This is a genomic window from Nonomuraea sediminis, assembly GCF_018531495.1.
GTDB classification, from domain to species: domain Bacteria; phylum Actinomycetota; class Actinomycetes; order Streptosporangiales; family Streptosporangiaceae; genus Nonomuraea; species Nonomuraea sediminis.
The window spans coordinates 196,531-218,309 of record NZ_JAHDTI010000009.1 but is presented as its reverse complement, the minus strand read 5'-3'; the positions used below and the strand labels follow the sequence as shown (position 1 = coordinate 218,309).

Sequence of the window (21,779 nt, the reverse complement as noted above, 5' to 3'; positions counted from 1 at the left end):
GGATCAGGGGTGGGCGGCGGCCAGGAGGGATTCGGCGGTGGTGGCGTCGGTCACGAGCTGGTTGAAGTAGCCGCCCCTGGCGGCGGCGATGATGGAGGTGATCTTCTCGCCGCCCACCGCCACCGCGATGGAGGCGGGGATGCGGCGCAGTTCCTCCAGGCCCGTGGCCACCAGGCGTTCGCTGCCCGGGTACTCCACCGGGTCGCCGTTGCGGTCGTAGAAGCGGGAGCAGACGTCGCCGACCGCCTGGCGCAGGCTGGGCGCCTCGCGGGGCACGAAGGCGGGCACCACCTGGCGCATCAGCGGGGCCGAGCCGACGCCGACGATGGCGCACTTGGCGTGCGCCCACAGGTCCATGACGCGGCGGACCGAGGGCTCGTGCTGCAGCGAGCTGAACAGCTCGGGCCCCGGCAGGGCGGGCGCGTAGAGGTAGCTGGGGACGCCGCCGAGGCGTTCGGCCAGGATGCGGGTGGTCTCGTTGGTCTGGAACCAGGGTTGCGGCTCCTCCTGCCCGCCCACGGCCGGCGCGATCGTGACGCCGGGGAAGCGGCCGAGGCCCTCACGGGCGCACTCGTAGACGGTGCTGCCCGAGGAGACCAGCACCACGTCGCCCGCCTCCAGGCCCACCGCGGCCAGCGCCCTGGCCAGCCCGGGGGCCAGCCACGGTCCGAGTGCCGGGCCGCTGACCTTCGGCACCAGGAAGACGCGCTGGATCCGCAGGGCGTCGGCCACCTGGGCGGCCAGCGGGCCCTCCTCCAAGGTGGCGGGGCGATGCACGCGGATCTCGACGATGCCCTGCCTGCGCGCCTCGGTCAGCAGGCGGCTCACGGTCGCGCGGCTCACGCCCAGCCGCTTGGCGATGTCGGCCTGGGTGGCGTCCTCCAGGTAGTACTGGGAGGCGGCCGCGTACATCAGCTCCTGCGGGAACCGGGCCTCCTGTATGGCGTCGGTCATGGCGCGCGCCTCCCTGGTCCCGTGAACACTTGTGCAGAACGGATGCGCAACGACTATACCCTCGTGCCTCCGAGGGAAAGGCTAGGCACTCCACGCGTCCAGCGCGACCCATCCCCAACCCCCTTCCAGGACACCAGTCCCGGGCTGGGACCTCCGAGGAACCCCCGGGCCCCGGGAGGGTCGGCGAAAGTCGGCGCCCTTGTACGGCGGGCCACCCGAGACCGTGGTGCCCGCGATCCGAAGTGTCGTGGCGGCGAGAAGGAATCCCCGACTCGCCAGAAGCGCCGGTCACGGGCCCTCAGCCGAAGTACGGAGGGCGGACGGTGGCGGCGGCCCGCCGTACCAGAAGATCAAGCCTCGACCAGGGCATCTCCCAGCGGCGTGCGGGTGTAGAGGACGTGGCGGGAGGAGCGGGAGCCGGTGATCAGGCCGGCGTTGCGCAGTGCGGCCAGGTGGCCGCCCGTGGTGCCGAGGCTGAGCCCGAGCAGCCCCGCCAGGTGCGTCGTCGTGGCGGGCGCCGCCAGCTCCGTGAGGATGCGCGCCCGTGTGCGCCCGATCAGCGTGGCCAGCCCAGCGGCCGGCGCGGGGATCTCGGCCGCGACGCCGCGTGCGGGATAGACCAGTGCGTACGGCCAGGCGTCCTCCAGGTAGGTGCCGAGGCTGTGGCAGAACACCGAAGGCAGGAACAGCAGCCCGCGCCCGCCGAGCCGGTGGGTGCGGTCGGTCAGGCTGAGCATCTGGCATTCGACGAACCCTTCGGGATCCCAGCGCACCCGCGGATGCAGGTCGTCGAGCGCGACGGCCCAGCCGTAGGTGGCCAGCTGCCCGGCCCTGTGCACCACCTCCCGCTCCAGAATCGCGCGGAAGCGCGGCCACTCGGCGGCGACGATCTCCGTCCAGAGCGCCTCGTAGGCGTCGGCGAGCAGCCGCACCGCGTCGGGCCCGAGCAGCAGGTCCCTGATCCAGCCCGGCACCGGCGGGAGCGCGGACAGCACCTTGGCGACCTCGGCGCGCGCCTGCGCGGGCGGCGTGGCCCGCATCGCGGCCAGCTCCCGCTCGAACGGCACGCTCAGCCCGGCAGGCGGCGGCGCGATGAAGTCTACGTTCGCGGAGCCCAGGTTCCCCGTGATCGTCAGCACGGCCCGCAGCGCCGGATGCCCCTCGAGCAGCCTCAGGTACGGCTGCCGCCAGCGATCCGCCCAGGCGCGCAGGACCCCGGGCCCGACCCGCCCGTCGAGCACCCACTGGGCGTGCATGGTCTCGATCAGCGGCGAGATGGCGAACCGGCTGGCGACGACGTCCTGCGGGGTCACCTCGATCCTCAGCACGTTTCGGTTATATCCGAAGGATTGGCCCAGGAAGGAGTGCCGACCGACCATCGTCCGCGTGACGGTGAAAGGTGCCACCTTCCGCGAGGTCTTCGCGGTCAGGGAGTTCAAGGTGCTGTTCGGCAGCTACGCGCTGCTGATCGTGGGCGATTCGATCAAGATGCTGGCGCTGTCGGTGCTGGTGTACGCCCAGACGGGCTCACCCGGCCTGTCGGCGGCCGCCTACATGGTGGGCTGGTTGCCCTACATCTTCGGCGGCATGTTCCTGCTGTCGCTGGCCGACCGGCTGCCGCCGCGGGGCGTGATGGTGGCGGGCGAGCTGGTGCGGGTCGTGGTGTGCCTGCTGCTCGCCTACGGCGGGATGCCGGTCTCGGCGATGCTCGCGCTCGTCCTGGTCACCGGGCTGTTCTCGCCGGTGTTCGGCGCGGTGCGCAGCGCGATGCTGCCGGACGTGCTGCCCGGCGACGCGTTCGTGCTCGGGCGGTCGCTGCTCGGGGTCACCTCGGCGGGCTCCCAGATCGCCGGGCTGGCCGTGGGCGGCACGTTCCTGGCCGTCACCGGGCCGCACGGCGCGCTGGCGATCACCGCCGGGCTCTCCGCGGCGGCCGCGCTGGTGCTGAGATTCGGCCTGCCGTACAGGAAGGCCAGAGGCTCCGCGAGGCGGGGTGCCGTGCGGACGACGCTGCGGGTGAACGGCAGGCTGCTGGGCGACCCGCGGGTGCGCGGGCTGCTGCTCGCCGGGTGGCTGCCGTCGATGTGCCTGGCGGGGGCCGAGTCGATGGTCGTGCCCTACCTGGGCGGGCAGGGACAGGCGGGGGTCGTGCTCGCGGCGGCGGCGGGCGGGATGGCCGTGGGGGAGTTCTCGGTGGGCCGCTTCGCCACGCCGCCGTGGCGGGAACGGCTGTCGTGGCCGCTGGCGGCGTTGATCGGGATACCGCTGCTCGGCTTCGCGGCCGCGCCGGGCATCGCGTGGGCCGCGGTGCTGAGCGCGCTCGCGGCCGCCGGGCTGTCCTACCAGCTCGGGATCCAGCGGCGCTTCGTGGACGCCGTGCCGGAGGACGTGCGCGGCCAGGCGTTCGGCCTGCAGTCGGCAGGACTCATGAGCGGCCAGGCCGTCGGCGGCGCCCTGATCGGCGCGCTCGGCCAGGCGATCGGGCCCGGCCCGGCGATCGTGGCGGCCGGCGTGGCAGGGGTCCTGGTGGCACTCGCCCTGGGGCCGGTGCTCAGGCCGGAAGCTCGCCCGAGCCTCGCGCGATGAGCTCCACGGGCAGCTGGACGTGCTCGGCGGGCCCGCTGTCGCCCGACAGCCTGCGGAACAGCAGCTCCGCCGCCACCCTGCCCAGCCCCGACGGATCCTGCGCCACCACGGTGACGCCGGGATCGAGCAGGTCGGCCAGCTCGAAGTCGTCGAACCCGACCAGCGCCATCGGCCTCCCCTTGAGCGCGCGCAGCGCGGTCACGGTGAGCCGCCCGTTGCCGGTGAACACCGCCGTCGGCGGATCCTCCAGTGCGAACATGCACTCCAGATCGGCCCGTACGGTGTCCAGGTCCGGAGCCCGCATCGACACCAGCCGCTCGTCGAACAGCTCGCCGAGCGTCGCCCGGTAGCCGCGCAGCCGCTCGGCCGCGGTGAAGATGGACGGGTGGTCGCCGAGGAACGCGATGCGCCGGTGGCCGCTCCTCCTCAGGTGGGCGATCGCCTGCCTGGCGCCGTCAGCGTTGTCGGCCAGCACCGTGTCGGCCTCGATCCCGGGCCCGGGCGGCCGGTCGACGAACACCGCCGGCGTCCCGGCCTCCAGCTCGGGCCGCAGGTAGGAGTGGTCGTCGCCGGCGGGCACCACGATGAGGCCGTCCACCCTGCGGGCGCAGAACGTGAGCACCAGCTCCCGCTCCCGCTCGGGCTCCTCTCCCGAGGAGCCGCTGAGCAGCAGGCAGCCGTGCTCGATCGCGACGTCCTCCACGGCCCTGCTCAGCCCGGAGTAGAACGGGTCGGCCACGTCCTCGATGACCAGGCCGATGGTCGCCGTCCTGCCCCTGCGCAGTACCCTGGCACTCTCGTTGCGGCTGTAGCCGAGCTGCTCGATGGCCTCGCGCACGCGTTCCGCGGTGGCGGGGTTGACGCCCGGCTCGCCGTTGACGACGCGCGAGACGGTCTTGAGTGCCACCCCTGCGGCCGAGGCGACGTCCTTCATCGTGGGTCTCACGCTTCGATCATTTCCCAAGTCGAGCCCGTAGACAACGTTGTCAGCGCCTATGGGAGAGTAGGAGCCCTATGTCGCTGAGATCCGCACTGCTCGTCGCCGGATTCGTGCTCGCCGCGCTGAACCTCCGCCCGGCCATCGCGGGCCTCTCCCCGCTGCTCGACGAGATCATGCGGGATGTCGGCCTGACCCCCGCGGGCGGCGGTGCGATCACCACGGTGATGATCGTGTGCCTGGGCGTTTTCGGCCCGCTCGCCCCCGTCCTCGCCCGCCGGATCGGCCTCGACCGCACCCTCCTGGTGGGACTGGTCGTGCTCGCGATCGGCATCACGCTGCGCGCATTCGACGGCGTCCTCGCGCTGTACGGCGGGGCCGCCGTGGCCGCCACCGCCATCGCGGTCATGAACGTCTCCATGCCGGGCCTGGTCAAGCAGCACTTCCCGAGCCGCGCCAGCCTGTTCACCGGCCTCTACAGCGCCTGTGCCGCGACCGGCGCGGCGACGGCCTCCGCCCTGATGATCCCGCTCGAGCGGGCCACCGGGTACGGCTGGCGCGGCGTCACCGCCCTGGTCGCGGTGCCCGCGGTGGTGGCCGCGCTCGTCTGGCTCCCGCAGGCCCTGGGCAGGCAGGCGGGCGGGCAGAACGGTCCGCGCCCGTTCGGCATGGTGCTGCGCAACCGCGTCACCTGGTACGTGACCGGGCTCATGGGCCTGCAGTCGCTGACGTTCTACGTCATCCTGGCCTGGCTGCCGACGATCTTCCTGGAGGCGGGGATCCCGGCCGACCAGGCGGGCTACCTGCTGAGCATGACTACCCTGGTGCAGGTGGTGGCCACGTTCGTGGTGCCGGTGCTGGCCGGGCGGCGGCGTGCGCAGTCCGGCTACGTCGCGGCGGCGGTCGGGTTCACCATGGCCGGCTACCTCGGCCTGCTGCTCGCGCCCGCGTCCATGCCCTGGCTGTGGATGATCGTGCTCGGCGTGGGGCAGGGGGCGGCGTTCGGGCTGGCGCTGCTGCTGATCACGTTGCGGGCGCCCGATCCCGCGGCGGTGACCGCGCTGTCGGCGGTGGCGCAGTCGGTCGGATACGTGCTGGCCGCGCTCGGGCCGGTGCTCTTCGGCGCGCTGCGGCAGGCGTCAGGTGGGTGGAGCGTGCCGCTGCTCACCGGGCTCGGCATCCTGGTGGTGCAGCTGACCGTCGGCTGGCTCGCGGGAAGGGGGCAGCATGCTCACTGACGTCCTCGAACGGCTTGCCGCCTCGCGGGGCGGGGTCATCGGGGTCGAGCCCGAGCTCGTGATCACCTCCACGGAGGGGTGGACCCCGGCGGGCTCGCTGGTGCGGGAGCCGTACACGCTGCTGGAAGAGCTGGTGGACGAGACGGCGGCGCGGTGGGGCGCGCCGGCGCACGTGGGCGCGGCGCTGTTCTGGAAGACCTACACCTACTGGCACGTCCTGCCGATGGCGCTGGGGTGGGCCCTGGACGGGCGAATCCCGATCCCGAAATTTCGGGACACGTACTTCAAGGTGTCGGGCGCCGGGGTGACAGTGGCGGCCACCTCGCTGACGTGGGGGACCGCCAGGGACATCCGGGACGCGCTGATCGAGTCCGAGGAGCCGCTGGTGCGGGTGATCAGCCGCCGGTACCGGGTGGGGGAGCGGACCCTGTGGGGCTCGACCGCCGAGGCGTTCGCCCACCCGCTGACGCAGATCGTCCGCGGCGACTACATGGCGCTGCTGCGGGAGATCGGCGAGCCGGTGGACGGGCTGGTCGAGCCCTTCGGCGAGGACTACTTCCGCAGGACCTGCTGTCTGTGGATCGCGCTGCCGGACGTCGAGCCCTGCGGAAGTTGCTGCGTGCTCAGGCCACGGCCTCGTCCATCGGCCTGAGCTCGTCGGCGTAGCTCACCGAGACGCGGCGCATCACGCCGGAGTCCTCGATGGAGTACTGGCCCAGCCGCCACAGCGGCGGCGAGTAGGCGTGGATCGACACGCTGCTGTCGACGGCGCCGTTCAGCCGGTGGATGTGGTCGGGGCCGAAGTGGAACGACTGCCCCTCGGTCACCACCGTCTCCAGGTGCTTGCCGCCGATGCGCGGGTTGCACTCGAGCAGCGCGCCCTGGACCACGTGCACCGCGCCGGAGGAGATGTCGTGGTCGTGCCAGCCCGTGTCGTCCTCCGGACGCCAGCACAGCAGCCAGACGTCGACGTAGGCGTCACGGTAGAGCGAGGCGTAGTGCCTTCCCCCGTCCTCGGGAAACTCGATCTGGCTCCGCCACTCGTCAGGGTTGGCTGCCAGCTCGTCGACCAGCTGACACAGCTCGCGCCTGTCGAGGGTGCGTTCGGGGAGCCTGGCCTGGATCTCTTGGCTCACGGACGAATCTCCTTTCTGCCGAGTAGACGACGGGGGTTGGTCACCCGGATGGCGTGGCCGGCGGCCGCGCCGAGCCCGGGATCGGGGGCCGTGGCGTAGGGGGCATCGGAGCCGTTGACGACGACGTCGATGCCGAGCTCGCGGACGATCGCGTCGATCGCGCGCGGGCCGTAGGAGGAGGTCTCCACGAAGCAGTCGGTGTCGACCAGGCCGCGGGAGTCGCCGCCGCGAGTGATCAGGCGCTCGGAGTGCAGCGGGGCCAGGCCGGCCAGCAGGGCGAAGCAGACCCTCAGCCCGGGGTGCCTGGGCCTGATCTCGGCCTGGAAGTGGTACCAGGCCTGGTGCATCTGCTGGACGTAGGGGACCACGGCGGGCCACCAGCCGGGCCTGGACTTCTCGTGGTCCGCGGCCCCCGGATGCACGAACAACGGCTTGTCCCGACTTGTCAGGACTTCGAGGAGTTCGTCCTGGTGGATGGCCGTGGCCGGGATCTGGAGGCCGGCGAAGCCGCGGTCCAGGTCCTCGGCGAGGCGGTCGGGGTCGGGCCGGCTGTGGCAGGTGGCCGCCCAGGCGCCGTACGGCTCGGGGAGCTTCAGCGCGCCCTCGTGGTAGGCGTCGATGAGCGGCCAGGCCTCCTCCGGCGGCAGGAACTCGATGCCCAGCGGGCTGGACAGCGACACCAGTGCCAGCTCCAGGCCCGTGGTTTCCCTGTCGGCGTGGTCGGCCGGGTTCACCTCGTAGGGCGGCTCGCCGTCGAGGTGGAGCGTCCAGCCGTCGAGGTAGGGCGGGGACGTGCGGCGGCGTAGCGCGTCGACGAACTCGGGCGTCCACAGGTGCTGATGCACATCGATGCTCAAGGCCACACCTCCCTCTATTTCCTACTGACTTTATAGGTAAACCGTACCCTGTGCGCGAAGCGTTGCGGATCGATCTAGGTGAAGCGATTCAGTGATACGGTTCAGTGAACCGCTTCACACGATACTTGTCAATCGCTTGCCGGAATCTGTCGGCCGTACGCAATAGGCTGGCGAGATGCCTCGCAAGAGAGCGACGATCCGGGAAGTCGCCCAGGCCACCGGTCTGTCCCCGGCTGCTGTCTCATACGCGCTGCGCGGCCTGCAGGTCTCGGAGGAGACCATGGAGCGGGTGCGCGCCGCGGCCGCTGAGCTGGGCTACGAGGCCGATCCCATCGCCCGCGCCCTGGCCTCCGGCCGCACGGGCATGATCGGGCTCCTCTGCGGATCGCTCGAGGACCTGTGGCAGCAGTCGCTGGCCGTGGGCATCAGCAGGGGCCTGTTCGACAAGGACCGCTACGCGCTGATCCTGGACGCCGTGGGCGATCCCGCCCGCGAGCGCTCCCTGGCCCAGCAGCTGCGCGACCAGCGCGTCGACGGCATGATCGTGCAGCCCATCGACCCGGCCGCCGAGTTCTGGCCCGGTCTGTGCGAGTCGGTCCCCGTCGTCTCCATCGGCGACTCCATCTCGGGCACGGCCGGCGAGGTCGTCTTCGACAACCGCCGCGGGGTCACGCTCGCGCTCGAGCACCTGCAGACACACGGCCACCGCCGCGTCGCCCTGCTCACCCCCACCAGGGCCAGCACCCCCGACAGGCCCGCCGACGTCTACGTCATCGCGGAGGGCGAGCGGCTCGGGCTGGACATCGAGGTCGCCACGGCTCCGCACGACCTGGCCGGCGCCACGGCGGTCGCCCGCGACGTCCTGTCCGACCGGCGCGCCAGCGCCATCTTCTGCTTCGCCGACTCGATCGCCTACGGCGTCTACGCCGCGGCCGCCGACCTCGGCCTGTCCATCCCCGGAGACATCTCGGTCATGGGCTACGACGACCATCCCATGTCAGGCCTGCTCACCCCCGGCCTCACCACGGTCGACTGGGACATCGACGGCATCGTGCGCGCAGCGGTCCGCCTCGTCGTCGCCGCCGCCGACGGCGCCACCCGCCGCCGCCGCGTCGTCCAACAACCCACCCTCCACCCCCGCGCCTCAGTAGCCCCCTGCCCCACCTGACCGGCTCACCCGGCCTCCACCGACGCTTCCGCCACGCCCGCCGCCCGAACGCGCCGCCCGAACGTGCGCCGCCGAACGCGCTGCCCGCCGAGAGCGAGCGCTTGTCGCGGTGCAACTCGGCGTCCACCGACGGTTCTGCCGCGCGCGCCGTTCGAGCGTGCGCCGTCTGAGCGGGTTGGGTCGCTGAGGGTGAGCGTATGTCGCGGTGCAACCCGGCGGGAGGTGGGGCGTCGTCCGCTGTGGACGGAGGGGGCGGCGACGTTCTTGGCCGGGTGATCTGGCTGTGGGGCGGCTAGCAGCCCCGGGTGGGCGGGGGCTGGCCGTACGGGATGGGTTATCTGTCCCAGGGGGTGCTGATTTCGAGGCTGCCGTCGATGCGGAGTTTGCGTCTGGCGCGTTCGTAGAACGTGGTGCCCAGGCGCACCACCTTGGCAGCCCCGGCGATCGCCGTCACCGTGACCTGATCGCCTGGGCACAGGTATCCGACGACCGCGCCGTCGACCTCGACCGCCAGGCGCCCGCTCGTCGGCAGGAGTTCGAGCGCGACCTCCTCGTCGGCGGGCAGGACGAGCGCCCGGTTGAAAACCGAGTGCGCCGCCGCCGGCACCACCAGTACGGCCTCCACGCGCGGCGAGATCACCGGCCCTCCGGCCGAGAAGCTGTAGGCGGTGGAGCCGGTCGAGGTGGCTACGATCACCGCGTCCGCCGAATAGCGGACGAACGGCTGGCCGGCCGCGGTGACGGTGATGTCGGCCATGCCCTCGCCGGGGATGCGCACCAGCGCGATGTCATTGAACGCCAGCAGCCCGGCGACGCCGTCCAGCTCGGTTTCGAGGGCCATGCGCGGCTCGATGGTGTAGCGGTGCTCGTCGATGGCCGACAGCGTGCCGGGCAGTTCCGCCACGTCGATCTCGGCGAGGAACCCCAGCCGTCCCAGGTTGACCCCGAGCACCGGGGTCTGACGTCGCGCGATGAGCCGCATGGTACGCAGCATCGTGCCGTCGCCGCCCAGGCTCACCAGCAGGTCGGCCCGCTCGACCAGGGCTTCCGCGTCGACGGCCACGGCGCTGCAGTCGATGCGTCCCACCTCGTCGGGCAGCCCGAGAACCGCGGCGCCCTTGCCGCCGGCCCAGCCCACGACGGCGTCGATGGCCTTCTTCGAATCGCGCTGAGGATGCAGCACCAGCCCAACCGTCGCCACCATGCCCATGCCCCCAGCCTAAGACGCCCGTGCCACGGATCGGTGCTGTACGGCGCGAGACGGATCGCCGTAGCTCGCCGGCCAGGGCGGTACAGATGCTTTCGAACTGGCGGGCCCACGCTGACCGTCGGGGTCAGTCCCAGGTGCATCCTGGCGGCCCACGGTCACGTGTCCGTGGCCGGAGTCGGGGTCGACGAGGACCGGAACGTGGAGCTCTGCCCGAAAGGTCCGTCCGACAGGCTCGCGCACTCCGCCTTGATGGTCGCCCGATGACGCTGCCGTCACGGCGGCGCAGTGGGGAGGACACGACGTAGCCGTATCGCCGAGGAGGGACGATGTCTGAAAACGTGCAATCGCCGGGCGTCTATGTTTTCCCGGCCGACTCCGGCTCCCGGCCGATCGAGGGCGTGGGTACGGCTGTCGCCGCGTTCGTCGGATTCGCGAGCATGGGGCCGAGCGAGCCCACGCTGGTGACGAGCTGGACCCAGTACACCAAGGTGTTCGGGTCGTCCTTCGCGGGCGGCCTCCTCGCACACGCCGTCTACGGGTTCTTCCTCAACGGCGGCAGTGCCTGCTACGTGGTCCGGATCGGCGGCGACGGCGCCGCTCCGACCCCGGTGCCGCAGGCGATGCTCGGCTCCTTCCGTATCGTCGCCAAGGAACTGCCCGAGGGCGAAGGATCGGCCATCAGCGTCTCGGTGACCGAGGCGCCCGTGCCGGAAGGTGAAGAGCCGTCGGACGAGCGGTTCACGATCACGGTCAAGCGCGGCGGCGAGGTCAAGGAGACCTTCGAGTTCCCCCCGAAGTCCGGCAAGGGCAGCCTGGCGACGGTCGTCCGGCAGTCGAAGCTGATCAAAGTCGAGGAGACGGGTGCGGAGCTGGCCACGCTGGAGCCGAAGACCGTCACCTTGACGACACCAGCCGCGCCCCCTGTGCTGCCCGCCAAGATGACACCGGACGTGTACATCGGGAGCGAGGACGAGCGCAGCGGCGTCAAGGGGCTCGCGGCGATCGACGAGGTGACGATGATCGCGATGCCCGACCTGATGGGCGCGTTCGAGCGGGGCGCCATCGATGCCGACGGCGTCAAGAGCGTGCAGAACGAGCTCAATGCCCACTGCGCGGAGATGAAGGACAGGATGGCGATCCTCGACGCGCCACCGGGACTGTCCGCGCAGGGAATGCTGGAATGGCATACGACACTCAACCTCGACAGCATGTGGGCCACCCTCTACCACCCGTGGATCAAGGTCTTCGACCCGGAGACGAAGGGGACCAGACGCATCCCGCCGAGCGGCCACATCGCCGGTATCTGGGCGCGCAGCGATGCCACCCGAGGGGTGCACAAGGCGCCGGCCAACGAAGTGATCCAGGGCGCGATAGCCCTGGAGTCGCAGCTCACCCGCAAGGAGCAGGACCTGATCAACCCGCACGGTATCAACTGCATCAGGGTCATGCCCGGCCGGGGAATCCGCGTGTGGGGAGCGCGCACCCTTGCCACCACCGACACGCAATGGCGGTACTTGAACATCCGGCGTCTGTTCAACTACCTGCAGGAGTCGATAATCAACGGCACCCAGTGGGTGGTCTTCGAACCCAACGACGATGCCCTGTGGGCGAGGATCCGGCGCACCATCGCCGCCTTCCTCGTCATGGAGTGGCGCAGGGGCGCGCTGTTCGGGCTCACGCCCGACGAGGCCTTCTACGTCAAGTGCGATCGCGACACCAACCCGGCCGAGAGCATCGAGCAGGGCAAGGTCGTCTGCGAGATCGGTGTCGCACCGGTGAAACCAGCCGAGTTCGTCATCTTCCACCTGGCCCAGATGGCCAGCGGCGTCAGCCTCGTCAGCGAGTAGCACAGGAGATCGCAGATGGCACTTCCCGACCTCGACACCGCGGTCGCCCACTCCTTCGGCCTGGAAGTGGACGGCATCGTCATCAAGCAGATCAGCGAGGTGTCCGGGCTCAAGATGGACCAGGACGTCATCGAGCTGCGGCAGAACACCCCTGACGGCAAGTACGTCGTCAAGAAGCTGCCCGGCCGTCCCAAAGCTGGCGAGGTGACGCTCGTCCGTGGTCTGACCGCCGACAACAGCTTCGAGAAGTGGGCGCAGGAGGCGCAGTTCGGCCGGATGTCCAACGCCAGGAAGGGCGGCGCGATCATCGTCTACGACTTCGAGAACAACCCCATCAAGCGCTACAAGCTGCTCAACGCCTGGCCGAAGAGCCTGGAGATCAGCGCCATGAAGGCGGGCGACACCAACGTGCTCACCGAGACCCTGGTCGTCACCTACGAGCAGATGGAGGTCGAGTGAGCATGTGGCGATCGACGGCCGTCGCCGATCACCAGACGCCCTCAGGGGAGCCGCCGCTGCGCACCGAATTCCCCTTCCGGCTGCCACGCGGATACCTCGACGGGTCCGGCACCGTACACCGTGACGGCGTCATGCGCCTGGCCACCGCTCGCGACGAGCTCGTCCCGCTACGCGACGACCGGGTGCGCGAGAACCCCGCCTACCTCACGGTCGTGCTCCTCGGGCGGGTGGTCACCCGCCTGGGGGGCATCACCGACGTGCACCCCGGGATCATCGAGAACCTCTTCGCCGCCGACCTGGCGTTCCTGCAGGACCTCTACCGCAGGGTCAACAGCGAGGGGCACGCGCGCGCGGGCGTGGCCTGCCCCGGCTGCGGGCACGAGTTCAGCGTCGATCTCTCGGGCAGCCGCCTGGGGGAATCGTGACCCACGCGCCGAGCCGTCTCTACGAGGAGATCGCCTACGTCGCGTACCACTTCCACTGGCCTCTCGATGACATCCTGGACCTGGAGCACGCCGACCGCGAGCGATTCGTGACCCAGATCGCCGCCCTGGTCGACCACACCTCGCAGGGCACCCCTCGATGAGATGGCCCTGGCGCGCCTCCCGCCGCTCGCGGCCACCGGCGCCCGCCTCACTGACCGACTGGCAGACCCTGCCTCCCATCACCCTCGCCGTCGCCCCGCATCCTGTGCTGATCCTGCATGCCCGCTTCGCGGCGACGCTCGCGTCCTGGCACAACCCGTCCTTCCTGGCCGCCCTGGCTCACGAGCGCGCCGCCGAAGCCCCCTCCGGCCTCATCCACAACCTCGCCACCCCGATCCCGCTCGCCCACGCCATCCGCCCCACCCCACCGCCTGCCCCACCCGAAGTACGCCCCACCCGCTCGCCCGCCGCGTCCCAGCCCGACGTGCAGCCCACTCGCTCGCCGGTCGTGTCTGAGCCTGATGTGCGGCCTGCTCGGTCGCCCGTGGTGTCTGAGTCTGGCGTGCAACCTGCTCGCTCGCCGGTCGTGTCTGAGCCCGACGTGCGGCCCATTCGCTCGCCGGTCGTGTCTGAGCCTGATGTGCGGCCTGCTCGGTCGCCCGTGGTGTCTGAGCCTGATGTGCTGCCTGCTCGGTCGCCTGTCGTGTCTGAGCCCAGCGCGCAGCCTGCTCGGTCGCCTGCCGAGCCCGCGATCGACTCGCGCTCTGCGTCGCTGCCTGCCGCTCACGCCCCTGGCGTGGGGGACGCTCCATCGGCTGCCTCGCCTGAGGTCGAGGTGCGATCCACCCCACCCCTCGAAACTCCCGCATCCGTCCCGCCCCGGCTCGCCCCCGCCCCGCCCGCGAATGTGTCGTCGCACGTGACGCCCGCCCCACTGACCCCTGCCGCGGAGCTGGTGCCACCGATCTCTAACCCGGCACAACCCAGTGGTCCACATCCCGAGCCCACACCACCCGCGTCGCAGCCCGCACCACCCACGAGACAGCCGGAGCGGGTGGCGTCACAGCCCACGTCGCCCACGAGACAGCCCGAGCGGGCGGTGTCACAGCCCGCGCGGGCCGTGTCGCAGCCCCACGATTCCGTACGGCAGGCGCCGCCGACCCCGCCTATCGCTCCCGAAGGGGAACCCCCTCCTACGCGCCACGTCTCCGCACCCACCACCGGTGCGCCTGCCGTACCTGGCGACATGACCGCGCAGGTCGGCGACATGCCCGCAACCCCATCGGCCGACCCGGCTCCGAGCACCTCCGATGGCGGGCTCGACCTGCCGGTCATGCCGCGACCGGCAGGCGATGCCCCTCGGTCTCGCCCGCTGGGCCTGGGCGAACCACTCATCGCCCCGCCCGTACGGCGGGCTCAGGAGCCGACCACGACCGCCGGCGAGCATCCTGGGCCCAGCACGCCGAACCAGCCGGACGCCGCCATCGTCACAGGGACCACCACCGAGTCCCCTCGTGAGCATGTCCCCACGCTCGGCGCGCCCACGCCGGGTTCCTTCGCACCGGGTCTCTCCGCACCCGCGCCAGGTCTCTCCGCACCGAGGACCTCACGTGGCGGCGGCATCGACAGGGACGGCGACGTGCGGCGAACACCAGCCCCGCCAGGGGATCGCACAGAACCCCCGACGAAAGGTCGGATCCCCAGGCACGAGCCCGCCCGGCCGAGATACCAGGAACGGGCGACCGTGGTACCGGCGGGCGGGCAGGCACCGGGCCCGTCGGCAGGAAGGGAGCCCCGCAACGGGACGCCTGCCGTACACGAACCTGACCTGGAGGCGCAGGGGCGCTGGGGTTGGACGCAGGCCGTACCAGGACCTGGGGGCGAGGCGCGCGCCGAACACGCTCCAGAAGAGCAGCCCGCGCGGGCGGCGGAGAGCGGTGAAGCAGGGGGCGTGAACGTGGAAGAGCTGGTGGAGACGGTCTATGAACCGCTGCTGCGCAGGTTGAGAGCCGACCTGCGGCTGGAACGGGAGCGGCGGGGGCTGCCCATGGACTCGCGGTACTGAGGGGGACGGCGATGGCGGAGGAGGAGATCGCGGTCGCGGTGTGTTACGTCCTCAAGATCGACGGCCATGACCTGGGGACGTTCGACAGCTGCGACGGGCTCGGCTGCGAGGTGGAGATGGAGCAGCGCGAGGAGGGCGGCAACAACGGCTATGTCTGGCAGCTGCCGACCCGGGTGAGGTATTCCCATGTGCGGCTGTCCCGGCCCGTCACCGCTGCCAGTAAGGACGTCACCAAGTGGTTCGCGGAGACGGTGCACGGAGCGGCGCGCAGGACGGCGACCATCGAGGCGCGCACCCTGGCGGGCGAGTTGATCACGAGCTGGGGACTGCGTGACGTCGTTCCTGTCAGGTGGACGGGGCCGCGGTTCGACGCGGGGACGCCCAGGGCCGCCACGGAGACGGTCGAGCTGGCCCACCACGGGTTCTTCGGACCGGGCTGGGGAGGCTGACCGTGTCCACGCCTGTCGCGTTCGCGGCGTCCGCGCCGTCCTGGACCGCCGGCCAGGGCCCGCCGCCCAGCCTGGAACGGGCCTATCTCGAGGTCCTCCACCCGCCGAGCGGCGGCATCGGCAAGCCGGGCACCCGCTACGACACCATCGGCTTCCAGTTCAACCCGAACGAGCTGTCGTTCACCAAGGCCGCACGATGGCGGCGGAGCCCGCAGCGCAACACCAGGAAGAGCGGCGTGCCCCAGTTCCAGGGACCGGAGCCGTGCAAGCTGACGCTGGAGATGTTCTTCGACGCGAGCGACACCATGGACGACAAGGTCGTCAAGGCGGTGGAGAAGCTGTTCACCTGCGTGGTCCCCACGGACAGGACCCTGGCCAACGCCCAGTCGTGCCCGCCGTGGGTGGTCCTGCGGTGGGGGCTGCTGAACGGGTTCACCGCGTTCGTGAGCAACGTGACGGCCAGGTTCACCCTGTTCACCCCGGGTGGCCTGCCGATCAGGGCGGTCTGCTCGGTGACTATGGAGGAGATCGCCGAGGTCCCGCCGAGGCAGAACCCGACCTCGGGCGCACTCGGCGCCTTCGACGTCCACGTGGTGGTGGCCGGCGAGTCGCTGGCGGCGGTGGCCTACCGGGCGTACGGCGACCCCGGCCTGTGGCGGGCCGTTGCCGAGGCGAACGGCATCGACGACCCGATGCGGCTGCGGCCGGGAACGCGGCTGCTGCTCCCGACGATCGAGGAGCTGACCGGTGGCCGCTGAGTTGTTCACCGGTGGCCTCATGGTGGACGTTGAGGGCAACCCTCTGCCGGAGGACGTCGCGATCCGGCTCGTATCGGGATATGTCGAGGACAGCGGTCACCTTCCCGACATGTTCGTCCTGCGCTTCCGCGACGACGCCAACGTGGCGCTGAGCAAGGGCGGCTTCGCCATCGGCGCCAAGGTACGGCTGAAGGTGCAGACCTCCGACCCCGGTGGTCCCCGCCTGCTGATGAACGGTGAGGTCACCTCGGTGGCACTCGACGTGACCCCCGACGGGACTTACGCCGAGGTGCGGGGGATGGACGAGGCACACCGGCTCATGCGAGGCCGGCGTGTGGCCGTATATCCGGATATGACGGTCGCGGACATCGTGCGCAAGGTGGCGCGCCGGGCGGGCCTGCAACCGGGGGAGATCGACCCGCTGCCAGGTGTCGGCGGCCGCCCCGGCACGCAGATCAACCAGGACGGGATCAGCGACTGGGAGTTCCTGTGCCGGCTGGCCCGCCGTACCGGGGCGAGGGTGCGCGTCACTGACGGGAAGTTGTCGTTCCGGCTGCCCAGGCCGCCCGCGGGGCCCGCGGTCTCCGTCGAGGCGGGTGGCGCCCTGCTGTCGCTCCGCGCCACCGTCACGGCCGGGGGCCAGGTGCCCGAGGTCGAGGTGCGTGGCTGGGATTTCGAGAACAAGCAGGAGGTCGCCGCCATGGCCACCCCCCGCGCGGCCGAGGCGGAGGTGCCCGGCGCCGACCCGGTCGCGTTGGGCAAGCGGTTCGGCGCGCCGTCGTTGACGGCAGGCGAGAGCACGTACCGCACGCAAGCCGACGTGGCAGCCGCGGCCGGCGCGCTGGCCGCGGAACTGGGCGGCAGCGCGGCCGAACTGGAGGGCGTGGTCAGGGGAGATCCGGTGCTGCGCGCGGGCACCGTGGTCGCGCTGACCAACGTCGGCGCGCCCTTCGAAGGAAAGTACACGCTGTCGACGACGCGTCACGCGTTCTCCGGCGTCACCGGCTACACCACCGCCTTCACCGTGTCGGCCGGATGCCCCCCTTGCCCGGCACCGCCCGGCGGCCTGGGACTGGTGCCCGCCATCGTGAGCGACGTGCACGACCCGGCGGGGCAGGGCAGGCTCCGGCTGAGCATGCCCTGGCTCGCCGCCGGATACACCAGCGGCTGGGCCAGGGTGATCACCGCCGGTGCGGGGAGCGACCGGGGAGCGGTGCTGCCCGCCGAGGTCGGAGACGAGGTGCTGGTCGGCTTCGAGAACGGGGACTTCGACCACCCGTACGTGCTCGGCGGTCTCTACAACGGGCAGGACGCGCCACCCGGCCTGTCCACCCCGATGATCGACGACGTCAGCGGGCAGGTGAACGTTCGCGCCCTGGTCTCCAGGACCGGTCACCGGCTGGAGCTCGTCGACTCGGTCACCGGCGGCAGCGGAGTCCTGCTCGCCTCCGGTGACGAGCGGCTGACGGTACGGCTGGACGCGCGTACCGGCATGCTCGCGATCAAGGGAGCCAACGGCGTCACCATCGACGCGGGCATGGGGCAGCTGGAGCTCAAAGGCGCCCGCGTCACCATGACCGGCCAGGCCGACGTGGAGATCAGGGGCACCCAGGTGAGGATCAACTGATGGGCTTCGCGGCACGGGTGGGCGACCCGACGGATCACCCAGGCGTCATCACCGGGCCTGGCGTGCCCACGGTGCTCATCGGCGGGATGCCCGCGGCGACGCTCACCACGATGCACGCCTGCTCGTTCCCCTCACCCACGACGCCGCACCCACCCACGCCCATCGTCGGGCCCGGCAGCGCGACCGTGCTCATCGGCGGGCTGCCCGCCGCACGGGTGGGCGACCGTGCCGGATGCGGGGCCATGATCCTCGTCGGCTGCCCGACGGTGATGATCGGCGGATGACCATGAGCAGGGACTTCATCGGCGCGGGCTGGGCCTTTCCCATCAGGATCGACCGGACCGGGTCGATCGAGCTCGCCGCAGGGGAGCGGGAGATCGCGGAGAGCATCCACCTCATCCTCGGCACCTCTCCCGGCGAGCGGCCGATGCGGCCGGAATTCGGCTGCGCCATCCATGATCTGGTGTTCGCGCCCACCAACGCGGCCACGGCAGGGCTGATCTCCTACGAGGTACGGCAGGCGCTGGAACGCTGGGAACCCCGCATCCGCCTGCACGACGTCCACGTGGGCTTCGACCATGTGGACGAGGGGATCCTGCTCATCGACCTCCGCTACGCCATCCGCGGTGACAACGACCCGCGCAACCTCGTCTTCCCCTTCTACGTCATCCCGAACGAAGGAGCATGATGGCGCTTCCCGCTCCCAACCTCGACGACCGCCGTTTCCAGGACCTCGTGGACGAGGCCAAACGCCTCGTCCAGGAGCGCTGTCCGGCATGGACGGATCACAACGTCTCCGATCCTGGTGTCACGCTCATCGAGGCGTTCGCGTTCATGGTCGACCAGCTGCTCTACCGTCTGAACCGGGTCACCGACCTGCACTACCTTCGCTACCTGGACCTCATCGGCGTACGGCGGTTCCCGCCGGCACCGGCGCGTTGCGACCTCACGTTCACGCTGTCGGCGGCCAGGCAGCAGCCGGTCACGATCCCGGCGGGCACGCCCGTGGCGAGCGAGAGCACGGTGGACGCGAGCGATCCCGTCGTCTTCATGACCGAAGCCGACCTGGTGATCGTCCCGTGTTCGCTTGTTCAGCTCTCCACCGGCTCCGTCGGATCCGCTCCGGTGGACCAGAACGACGAGCTCGCGGAAGGGACGGGTGTGGACTGCTTCGCCCGCTCACCCCGCCAGGGCGACGCGGTGTACTTCGGGCTCTCGAACGCCGTGCCCGGATGCGTGGTCCGCCTCAGGTTCGACTGCGCGGTCGCCGGGCCCGGAGTCGATCCCCGCGACCCACCGCTCGAATGGCAGTACTGGAACGGGGAGACGAGCGACTGGACGACGTGCGGGGTGAGCCGTGACACCACGGGCGGGCTGACCCAGGACGGCGTGGTGGAGGTGCACGTACCGGGCGACCATGTGGCTTCCGTGCTGGGAGAGCACCGGGCGGGCTGGCTACGGTGCCGCGTGGTCGAGGCGAGGGAAGGTCAGCCGTCGTACACCGCCACGCCGCGCGTCATGGCGGTGAGCGCCGCGACCGTCGGCGGGACGGTCGCGGCCTTTCACGCCGACGTCGTGGCGGACGAGATCGTGGGCGTCGCGGAGGGCGTTCCCGGGCAGCGGCTCGCCGTGTTGCGCCCGCCCATGGTCGCCACCGACGAGAGGCTGGTGGTGCACGTGCACGCGCGTGGCGGTACGCAGGAGTGGACCGAGGTGAGCTCCTTCGCCACCTCGGGACCCGGTGACCGGCACGTCATGGTGGACCGGGCCGCGGGCGAGATCGTCTTCGGGCCCGCGGTACGGGAGGAGGACGGCTCGTTGTGCCGCTACGGTGACGTGCCGGAGAAGGGCGCCTTCATCCAGGTGCCGCGCTACCTGACCGGCGGGGGGTCCCGCGGCAACGTGGCACGCGGGGTGCTCAAGGTCCAGCGCGAGCCGATGCCGTTCGTGAATTCGGTCACCAACGGCAAGCCCGCGATGGGCGGCGTGGACGCCGAGTCGACGGCCAACGCCGCCGCTCGGGGCCCGCTGCAACTGCGCATCAGGGACCGCGCCGTCACCGTGGAGGACTACGAGGCACTCGCGCGGGAGGCGGCGCCGGAGGCGGCACGGATCAAGTGCGTCCCCGCGCCGGGTCAAGGGGTCCGGGTGCTGGTGGTGCCACGCGTGAACGCAACCAGGATGAGCTTCGAGCACCTGCAGCCCACCAAGGAACTGGTCAGGAAGATCGGGCTGTACCTGGGTGCCCGGCGTTGCCTGGGGGCGCGTGTACTGGTCGAGCCGCCCTACTACCAGGGTGTCACCGTCGTGGCCAGGCTGCTGGCGAGGTCGGGCTCGATCCGCGAGGCGGTGTACAACAACGCCGTGCTGGCCCTCGACACCTTCCTCAACCCGATCACCGGTGGTCAGTTCGGCACCGGCTGGCCGTTCGGCCGCATGGTGCAGTCGGGGGACGTCCACGCCGTGCTCCAGCGAGTGGGCGGCGTCGAGCTCGTCGAGGACGTCCAGTTGTTCGAGGCCGACCCGGTCACCGGGGAGCGCGGCGAGCCCACCCAGCGGATCGTCCTGGAACAGGACGCCCTGGTCTTCTCCTACAGGCACCAGATCAGAGTGGAGCAATGAGCGATGCGTGGAGCGGTCACCCACCTGGCCAGCGCCCATCCCCTGGGCGAGCAGCTGCCGGCCATGTTCGCCGACGACCTCGCCCAGAACCTGACACAGGCGCTGGACGAAGTGCTCGCCCCCATCCTCACGACGCTGGACTGCCTCGACAGCTACCTCGACCCCGCCCTCACGCCTTCGGACATGCTCCCGTGGCTGGCGAACTGGGTCGCCATCGGTTTCGGCGAGCAGATGACCGAGGCCCAGCGACGCGCGCTCGTGGCCGACGCCGTGTCACTGCACCGCGGGCGCGGCACCCTGGACGCGCTGGCCAGGCTGGTGAACACCCTCACCGGCGTCGACGCGCAGGTCACCGACACGGGCGGCGTCGGCTGGTCCACCAGGCCGGGCGGCCATCTGCCGGGCACGGATGAGGCCAAGGTCACCATCCACCTTCCCGACGAGACGGAGGTCGACCGTACCTGGCTCAAGGAGGTGCTCGAGCTGGGCGTACCCGCTCACGTCAGCGTCGAGGTGACCATACTCAACCCGCCCGGCCAATCCTGAATTCAGAAGCAGGCGTTATGCGTCCAGGTGCACATTCCGGGCGGATAGCGCCGCTGAACCAGAATGGCATTGATTCTGGCCGCGAAGTTGTCCATGATTACCGCGACATCCTCCGGCGACGGTGCGGAAACCTTGAGCGACTGCCAGGGACGCCCGTTGAATCGCAGGCAGACGTCGAACACGGGGAGCTCGGTGAGGTCCACCTCGGCGTCGTCCGGCAGTTGCTCGGGGAGTTCGAGGTCGGGCAGTGTCTCCAGGTCCGGTTCAGTGCTCATGTGCGCTTTCCTTTGCCGTCAGAGGGTGAAGACTCGGACACCGATTCGCGTGCCGCTCGAGTCGGTGTCGTGGACCAGGGAAATGCTGTAGTCGCAGTCACCCACAGGCGAGACGCCGTCGGCTCGGAGCGGGAAACCGCTGAACTCCACCCAGCCGGTGCTGGTGTCGCCCTCCTGCCAGGTCAGGGCGGCCTCCCCGAGGAACAGCCCGCTGCCTTCGGGGTCGGTGACCACGAACGTGCAGGTGTTGCCGTCGCCCCTGTCGTTCTCGGCGGAGATCTGAACCGTCAGCGGGACGCCGGGCGTGGCCAGCGCCTTCCCTGACACGGGGAAACCGTTGCTGACATTGAACGAGCTGCCCAGGCCGGAGGACGTGGTGTCGTCGATGGACCTCACTGCCACATTCATGTTCGTTCTGACGCTCAGTGTCGCCATGTTCCGCCCCCATCGAATTCCTGTGCTCCAGATTGGAGAATAGAATCCGCTCTCGCGAAGAAATAACGACATTCGTACGCCGTGTGGCAAAGGTTTGTTGATCGAATTCTGGCGCTGCCCTGGGCGACGCGGGCACATTCGGAATGCTGGATATGCGATTTTCGGAGGTATCTGCCTTGCCGGAT

At 70.7% G+C, this 21,779-nt stretch carries 23 protein-coding genes; 15 read left to right on the top strand and 8 right to left on the bottom strand.

The genetic code is table 11. From position 1 onward, the window contains the following. Nucleotides 1-3 precede the first annotated feature (3 nt). Together KIK09_RS32700 and KIK09_RS32695 are read right to left on the bottom strand one after the other, a co-directional pair. Nucleotides 4-954, bottom strand: coding sequence for a sugar-binding transcriptional regulator (locus tag KIK09_RS32700; protein ID WP_214323265.1), 951 nt, complete (start codon nucleotides 952-954; stop codon nucleotides 4-6). Nucleotides 955-1,304: 350 nt separating this feature from the next. Then, nucleotides 1,305-2,282 carry a helix-turn-helix domain-containing protein gene (locus KIK09_RS32695; RefSeq protein ID WP_308164414.1) on the bottom strand — a complete coding sequence of 326 codons (978 nt, stop codon included), beginning with the start codon at nucleotides 2,280-2,282 and terminating at the stop codon, nucleotides 1,305-1,307. A gap of 58 nt (nucleotides 2,283-2,340) precedes the next feature. On the opposite strand from KIK09_RS32695, the gene KIK09_RS32690 reads away from it, so the two are divergent. Further along, on the top strand, nucleotides 2,341-3,540 hold the full coding sequence (locus KIK09_RS32690) for an MFS transporter (RefSeq protein ID WP_308164413.1): 1,200 nt from the start codon (nucleotides 2,341-2,343) through the stop codon (nucleotides 3,538-3,540). Here the strand turns inward: KIK09_RS32690 and KIK09_RS32685 are convergent. After that, nucleotides 3,506-4,486 (bottom strand): LacI family DNA-binding transcriptional regulator, encoded by a 981-nt coding sequence (locus KIK09_RS32685; protein WP_372455706.1) that lies wholly within the window; start codon nucleotides 4,484-4,486, stop codon nucleotides 3,506-3,508. The genes KIK09_RS32690 and KIK09_RS32685 overlap by 35 nt on opposite strands. A gap of 68 nt (nucleotides 4,487-4,554) precedes the next feature. Between KIK09_RS32685 and KIK09_RS32680 the strand changes: the two genes are divergently transcribed. After that, entirely contained in the window at nucleotides 4,555-5,715 is a 1,161-nt protein-coding gene (locus tag KIK09_RS32680) for a CynX/NimT family MFS transporter (RefSeq protein ID WP_214323263.1), read from the top strand. Continuing rightward, nucleotides 5,705-6,367, top strand: coding sequence for a (2Fe-2S)-binding protein (locus KIK09_RS32675; RefSeq protein ID WP_214323262.1), 663 nt, complete (start codon nucleotides 5,705-5,707; stop codon nucleotides 6,365-6,367). The genes KIK09_RS32680 and KIK09_RS32675 overlap by 11 nt, the downstream gene beginning before the upstream one ends. Here KIK09_RS32675 and KIK09_RS32670 read toward each other — a convergent pair. Beyond that, nucleotides 6,339-6,851: a cysteine dioxygenase gene (locus tag KIK09_RS32670; protein ID WP_214323261.1), complete on the bottom strand. Its 513-nt coding sequence runs from the start codon at nucleotides 6,849-6,851 to the stop codon at nucleotides 6,339-6,341. The two genes, KIK09_RS32675 and KIK09_RS32670, sit on opposite strands and share 29 nt — an antisense overlap. Then, nucleotides 6,848-7,714: an amidohydrolase family protein gene (locus KIK09_RS32665; RefSeq protein ID WP_308164412.1), complete on the bottom strand. Its 867-nt coding sequence runs from the start codon at nucleotides 7,712-7,714 to the stop codon at nucleotides 6,848-6,850. The genes KIK09_RS32670 and KIK09_RS32665 overlap by 4 nt, the downstream gene beginning before the upstream one ends. 169 nt (nucleotides 7,715-7,883) lie before the next feature. On the opposite strand from KIK09_RS32665, the gene KIK09_RS32660 reads away from it, so the two are divergent. Continuing rightward, nucleotides 7,884-8,876 carry a LacI family DNA-binding transcriptional regulator gene (locus tag KIK09_RS32660; RefSeq protein WP_214323259.1) on the top strand — a complete coding sequence of 331 codons (993 nt, stop codon included), beginning with the start codon at nucleotides 7,884-7,886 and terminating at the stop codon, nucleotides 8,874-8,876. A gap of 334 nt (nucleotides 8,877-9,210) precedes the next feature. On the opposite strand, the gene KIK09_RS32655 is transcribed toward KIK09_RS32660, so the two are convergent. After that, nucleotides 9,211-10,086 carry an NAD(+)/NADH kinase gene (locus KIK09_RS32655; protein WP_214323258.1) on the bottom strand — a complete coding sequence of 292 codons (876 nt, stop codon included), beginning with the start codon at nucleotides 10,084-10,086 and terminating at the stop codon, nucleotides 9,211-9,213. 326 nt (nucleotides 10,087-10,412) lie between these two features. Between KIK09_RS32655 and KIK09_RS32650 the strand changes: the two genes are divergently transcribed. The 11 genes from KIK09_RS32650 to KIK09_RS32600 all read left to right on the top strand — a co-directional run bounded on the left by KIK09_RS32650 (nucleotide 10,413) and on the right by KIK09_RS32600 (nucleotide 20,884). After that, nucleotides 10,413-11,933, top strand: coding sequence for a phage tail sheath family protein (locus KIK09_RS32650; RefSeq protein WP_214323257.1), 1,521 nt, complete (start codon nucleotides 10,413-10,415; stop codon nucleotides 11,931-11,933). A gap of 15 nt (nucleotides 11,934-11,948) precedes the next feature. Then, nucleotides 11,949-12,392, top strand: a complete 444-nt coding sequence (locus KIK09_RS32645; RefSeq protein ID WP_214323256.1) for a phage tail protein — start codon at nucleotides 11,949-11,951, stop codon at nucleotides 12,390-12,392. After that, on the top strand, nucleotides 12,389-12,817 hold the full coding sequence (locus tag KIK09_RS32640; protein ID WP_214323255.1) for a hypothetical protein: 429 nt from the start codon (nucleotides 12,389-12,391) through the stop codon (nucleotides 12,815-12,817). Before KIK09_RS32645 ends, KIK09_RS32640 begins: the two co-directional genes overlap by 4 nt. Then, on the top strand, nucleotides 12,814-12,978 hold the full coding sequence (locus KIK09_RS32635) for a DUF6760 family protein (protein ID WP_214323254.1): 165 nt from the start codon (nucleotides 12,814-12,816) through the stop codon (nucleotides 12,976-12,978). Before KIK09_RS32640 ends, KIK09_RS32635 begins: the two co-directional genes overlap by 4 nt. Before the next feature lie 1,915 nt (nucleotides 12,979-14,893). Then, a complete protein-coding gene (locus KIK09_RS32630) occupies nucleotides 14,894-15,331 on the top strand; it encodes a phage tail protein (RefSeq protein ID WP_214323253.1) in 438 nt (145 codons plus the stop codon). A 2-nt stretch (nucleotides 15,332-15,333) separates the two neighbouring features. Continuing rightward, nucleotides 15,334-16,089, top strand: coding sequence for a CIS tube protein (locus KIK09_RS32625; RefSeq protein ID WP_214323252.1), 756 nt, complete (start codon nucleotides 15,334-15,336; stop codon nucleotides 16,087-16,089). Next, nucleotides 16,079-17,716 (top strand): VgrG-related protein, encoded by a 1,638-nt coding sequence (locus KIK09_RS32620; protein ID WP_214323251.1) that lies wholly within the window; start codon nucleotides 16,079-16,081, stop codon nucleotides 17,714-17,716. Before KIK09_RS32625 ends, KIK09_RS32620 begins: the two co-directional genes overlap by 11 nt. Further along, nucleotides 17,716-18,000, top strand: a complete 285-nt coding sequence (locus KIK09_RS32615) for a PAAR domain-containing protein (RefSeq protein ID WP_214323250.1) — start codon at nucleotides 17,716-17,718, stop codon at nucleotides 17,998-18,000. Before KIK09_RS32620 ends, KIK09_RS32615 begins: the two co-directional genes overlap by 1 nt. Further along, a complete protein-coding gene (locus KIK09_RS32610) occupies nucleotides 17,997-18,404 on the top strand; it encodes a GPW/gp25 family protein (protein WP_214323249.1) in 408 nt (135 codons plus the stop codon). The genes KIK09_RS32615 and KIK09_RS32610 overlap by 4 nt, the downstream gene beginning before the upstream one ends. Then, a complete protein-coding gene (locus tag KIK09_RS32605) occupies nucleotides 18,401-20,338 on the top strand; it encodes a putative baseplate assembly protein (RefSeq protein ID WP_214323248.1) in 1,938 nt (645 codons plus the stop codon). Before KIK09_RS32610 ends, KIK09_RS32605 begins: the two co-directional genes overlap by 4 nt. 3 nt (nucleotides 20,339-20,341) lie before the next feature. Continuing rightward, nucleotides 20,342-20,884 (top strand): phage tail protein I, encoded by a 543-nt coding sequence (locus tag KIK09_RS32600; protein ID WP_214323247.1) that lies wholly within the window; start codon nucleotides 20,342-20,344, stop codon nucleotides 20,882-20,884. A gap of 2 nt (nucleotides 20,885-20,886) precedes the next feature. On the opposite strand, the gene KIK09_RS32595 is transcribed toward KIK09_RS32600, so the two are convergent. Then, nucleotides 20,887-21,159 carry a hypothetical protein gene (locus KIK09_RS32595; protein WP_214323246.1) on the bottom strand — a complete coding sequence of 91 codons (273 nt, stop codon included), beginning with the start codon at nucleotides 21,157-21,159 and terminating at the stop codon, nucleotides 20,887-20,889. An 18-nt stretch (nucleotides 21,160-21,177) separates the two neighbouring features. Beyond that, on the bottom strand, nucleotides 21,178-21,567 hold the full coding sequence (locus KIK09_RS32590) for a hypothetical protein (protein ID WP_214323245.1): 390 nt from the start codon (nucleotides 21,565-21,567) through the stop codon (nucleotides 21,178-21,180). Between the last annotated feature and the right edge of the window lie 212 nt (nucleotides 21,568-21,779).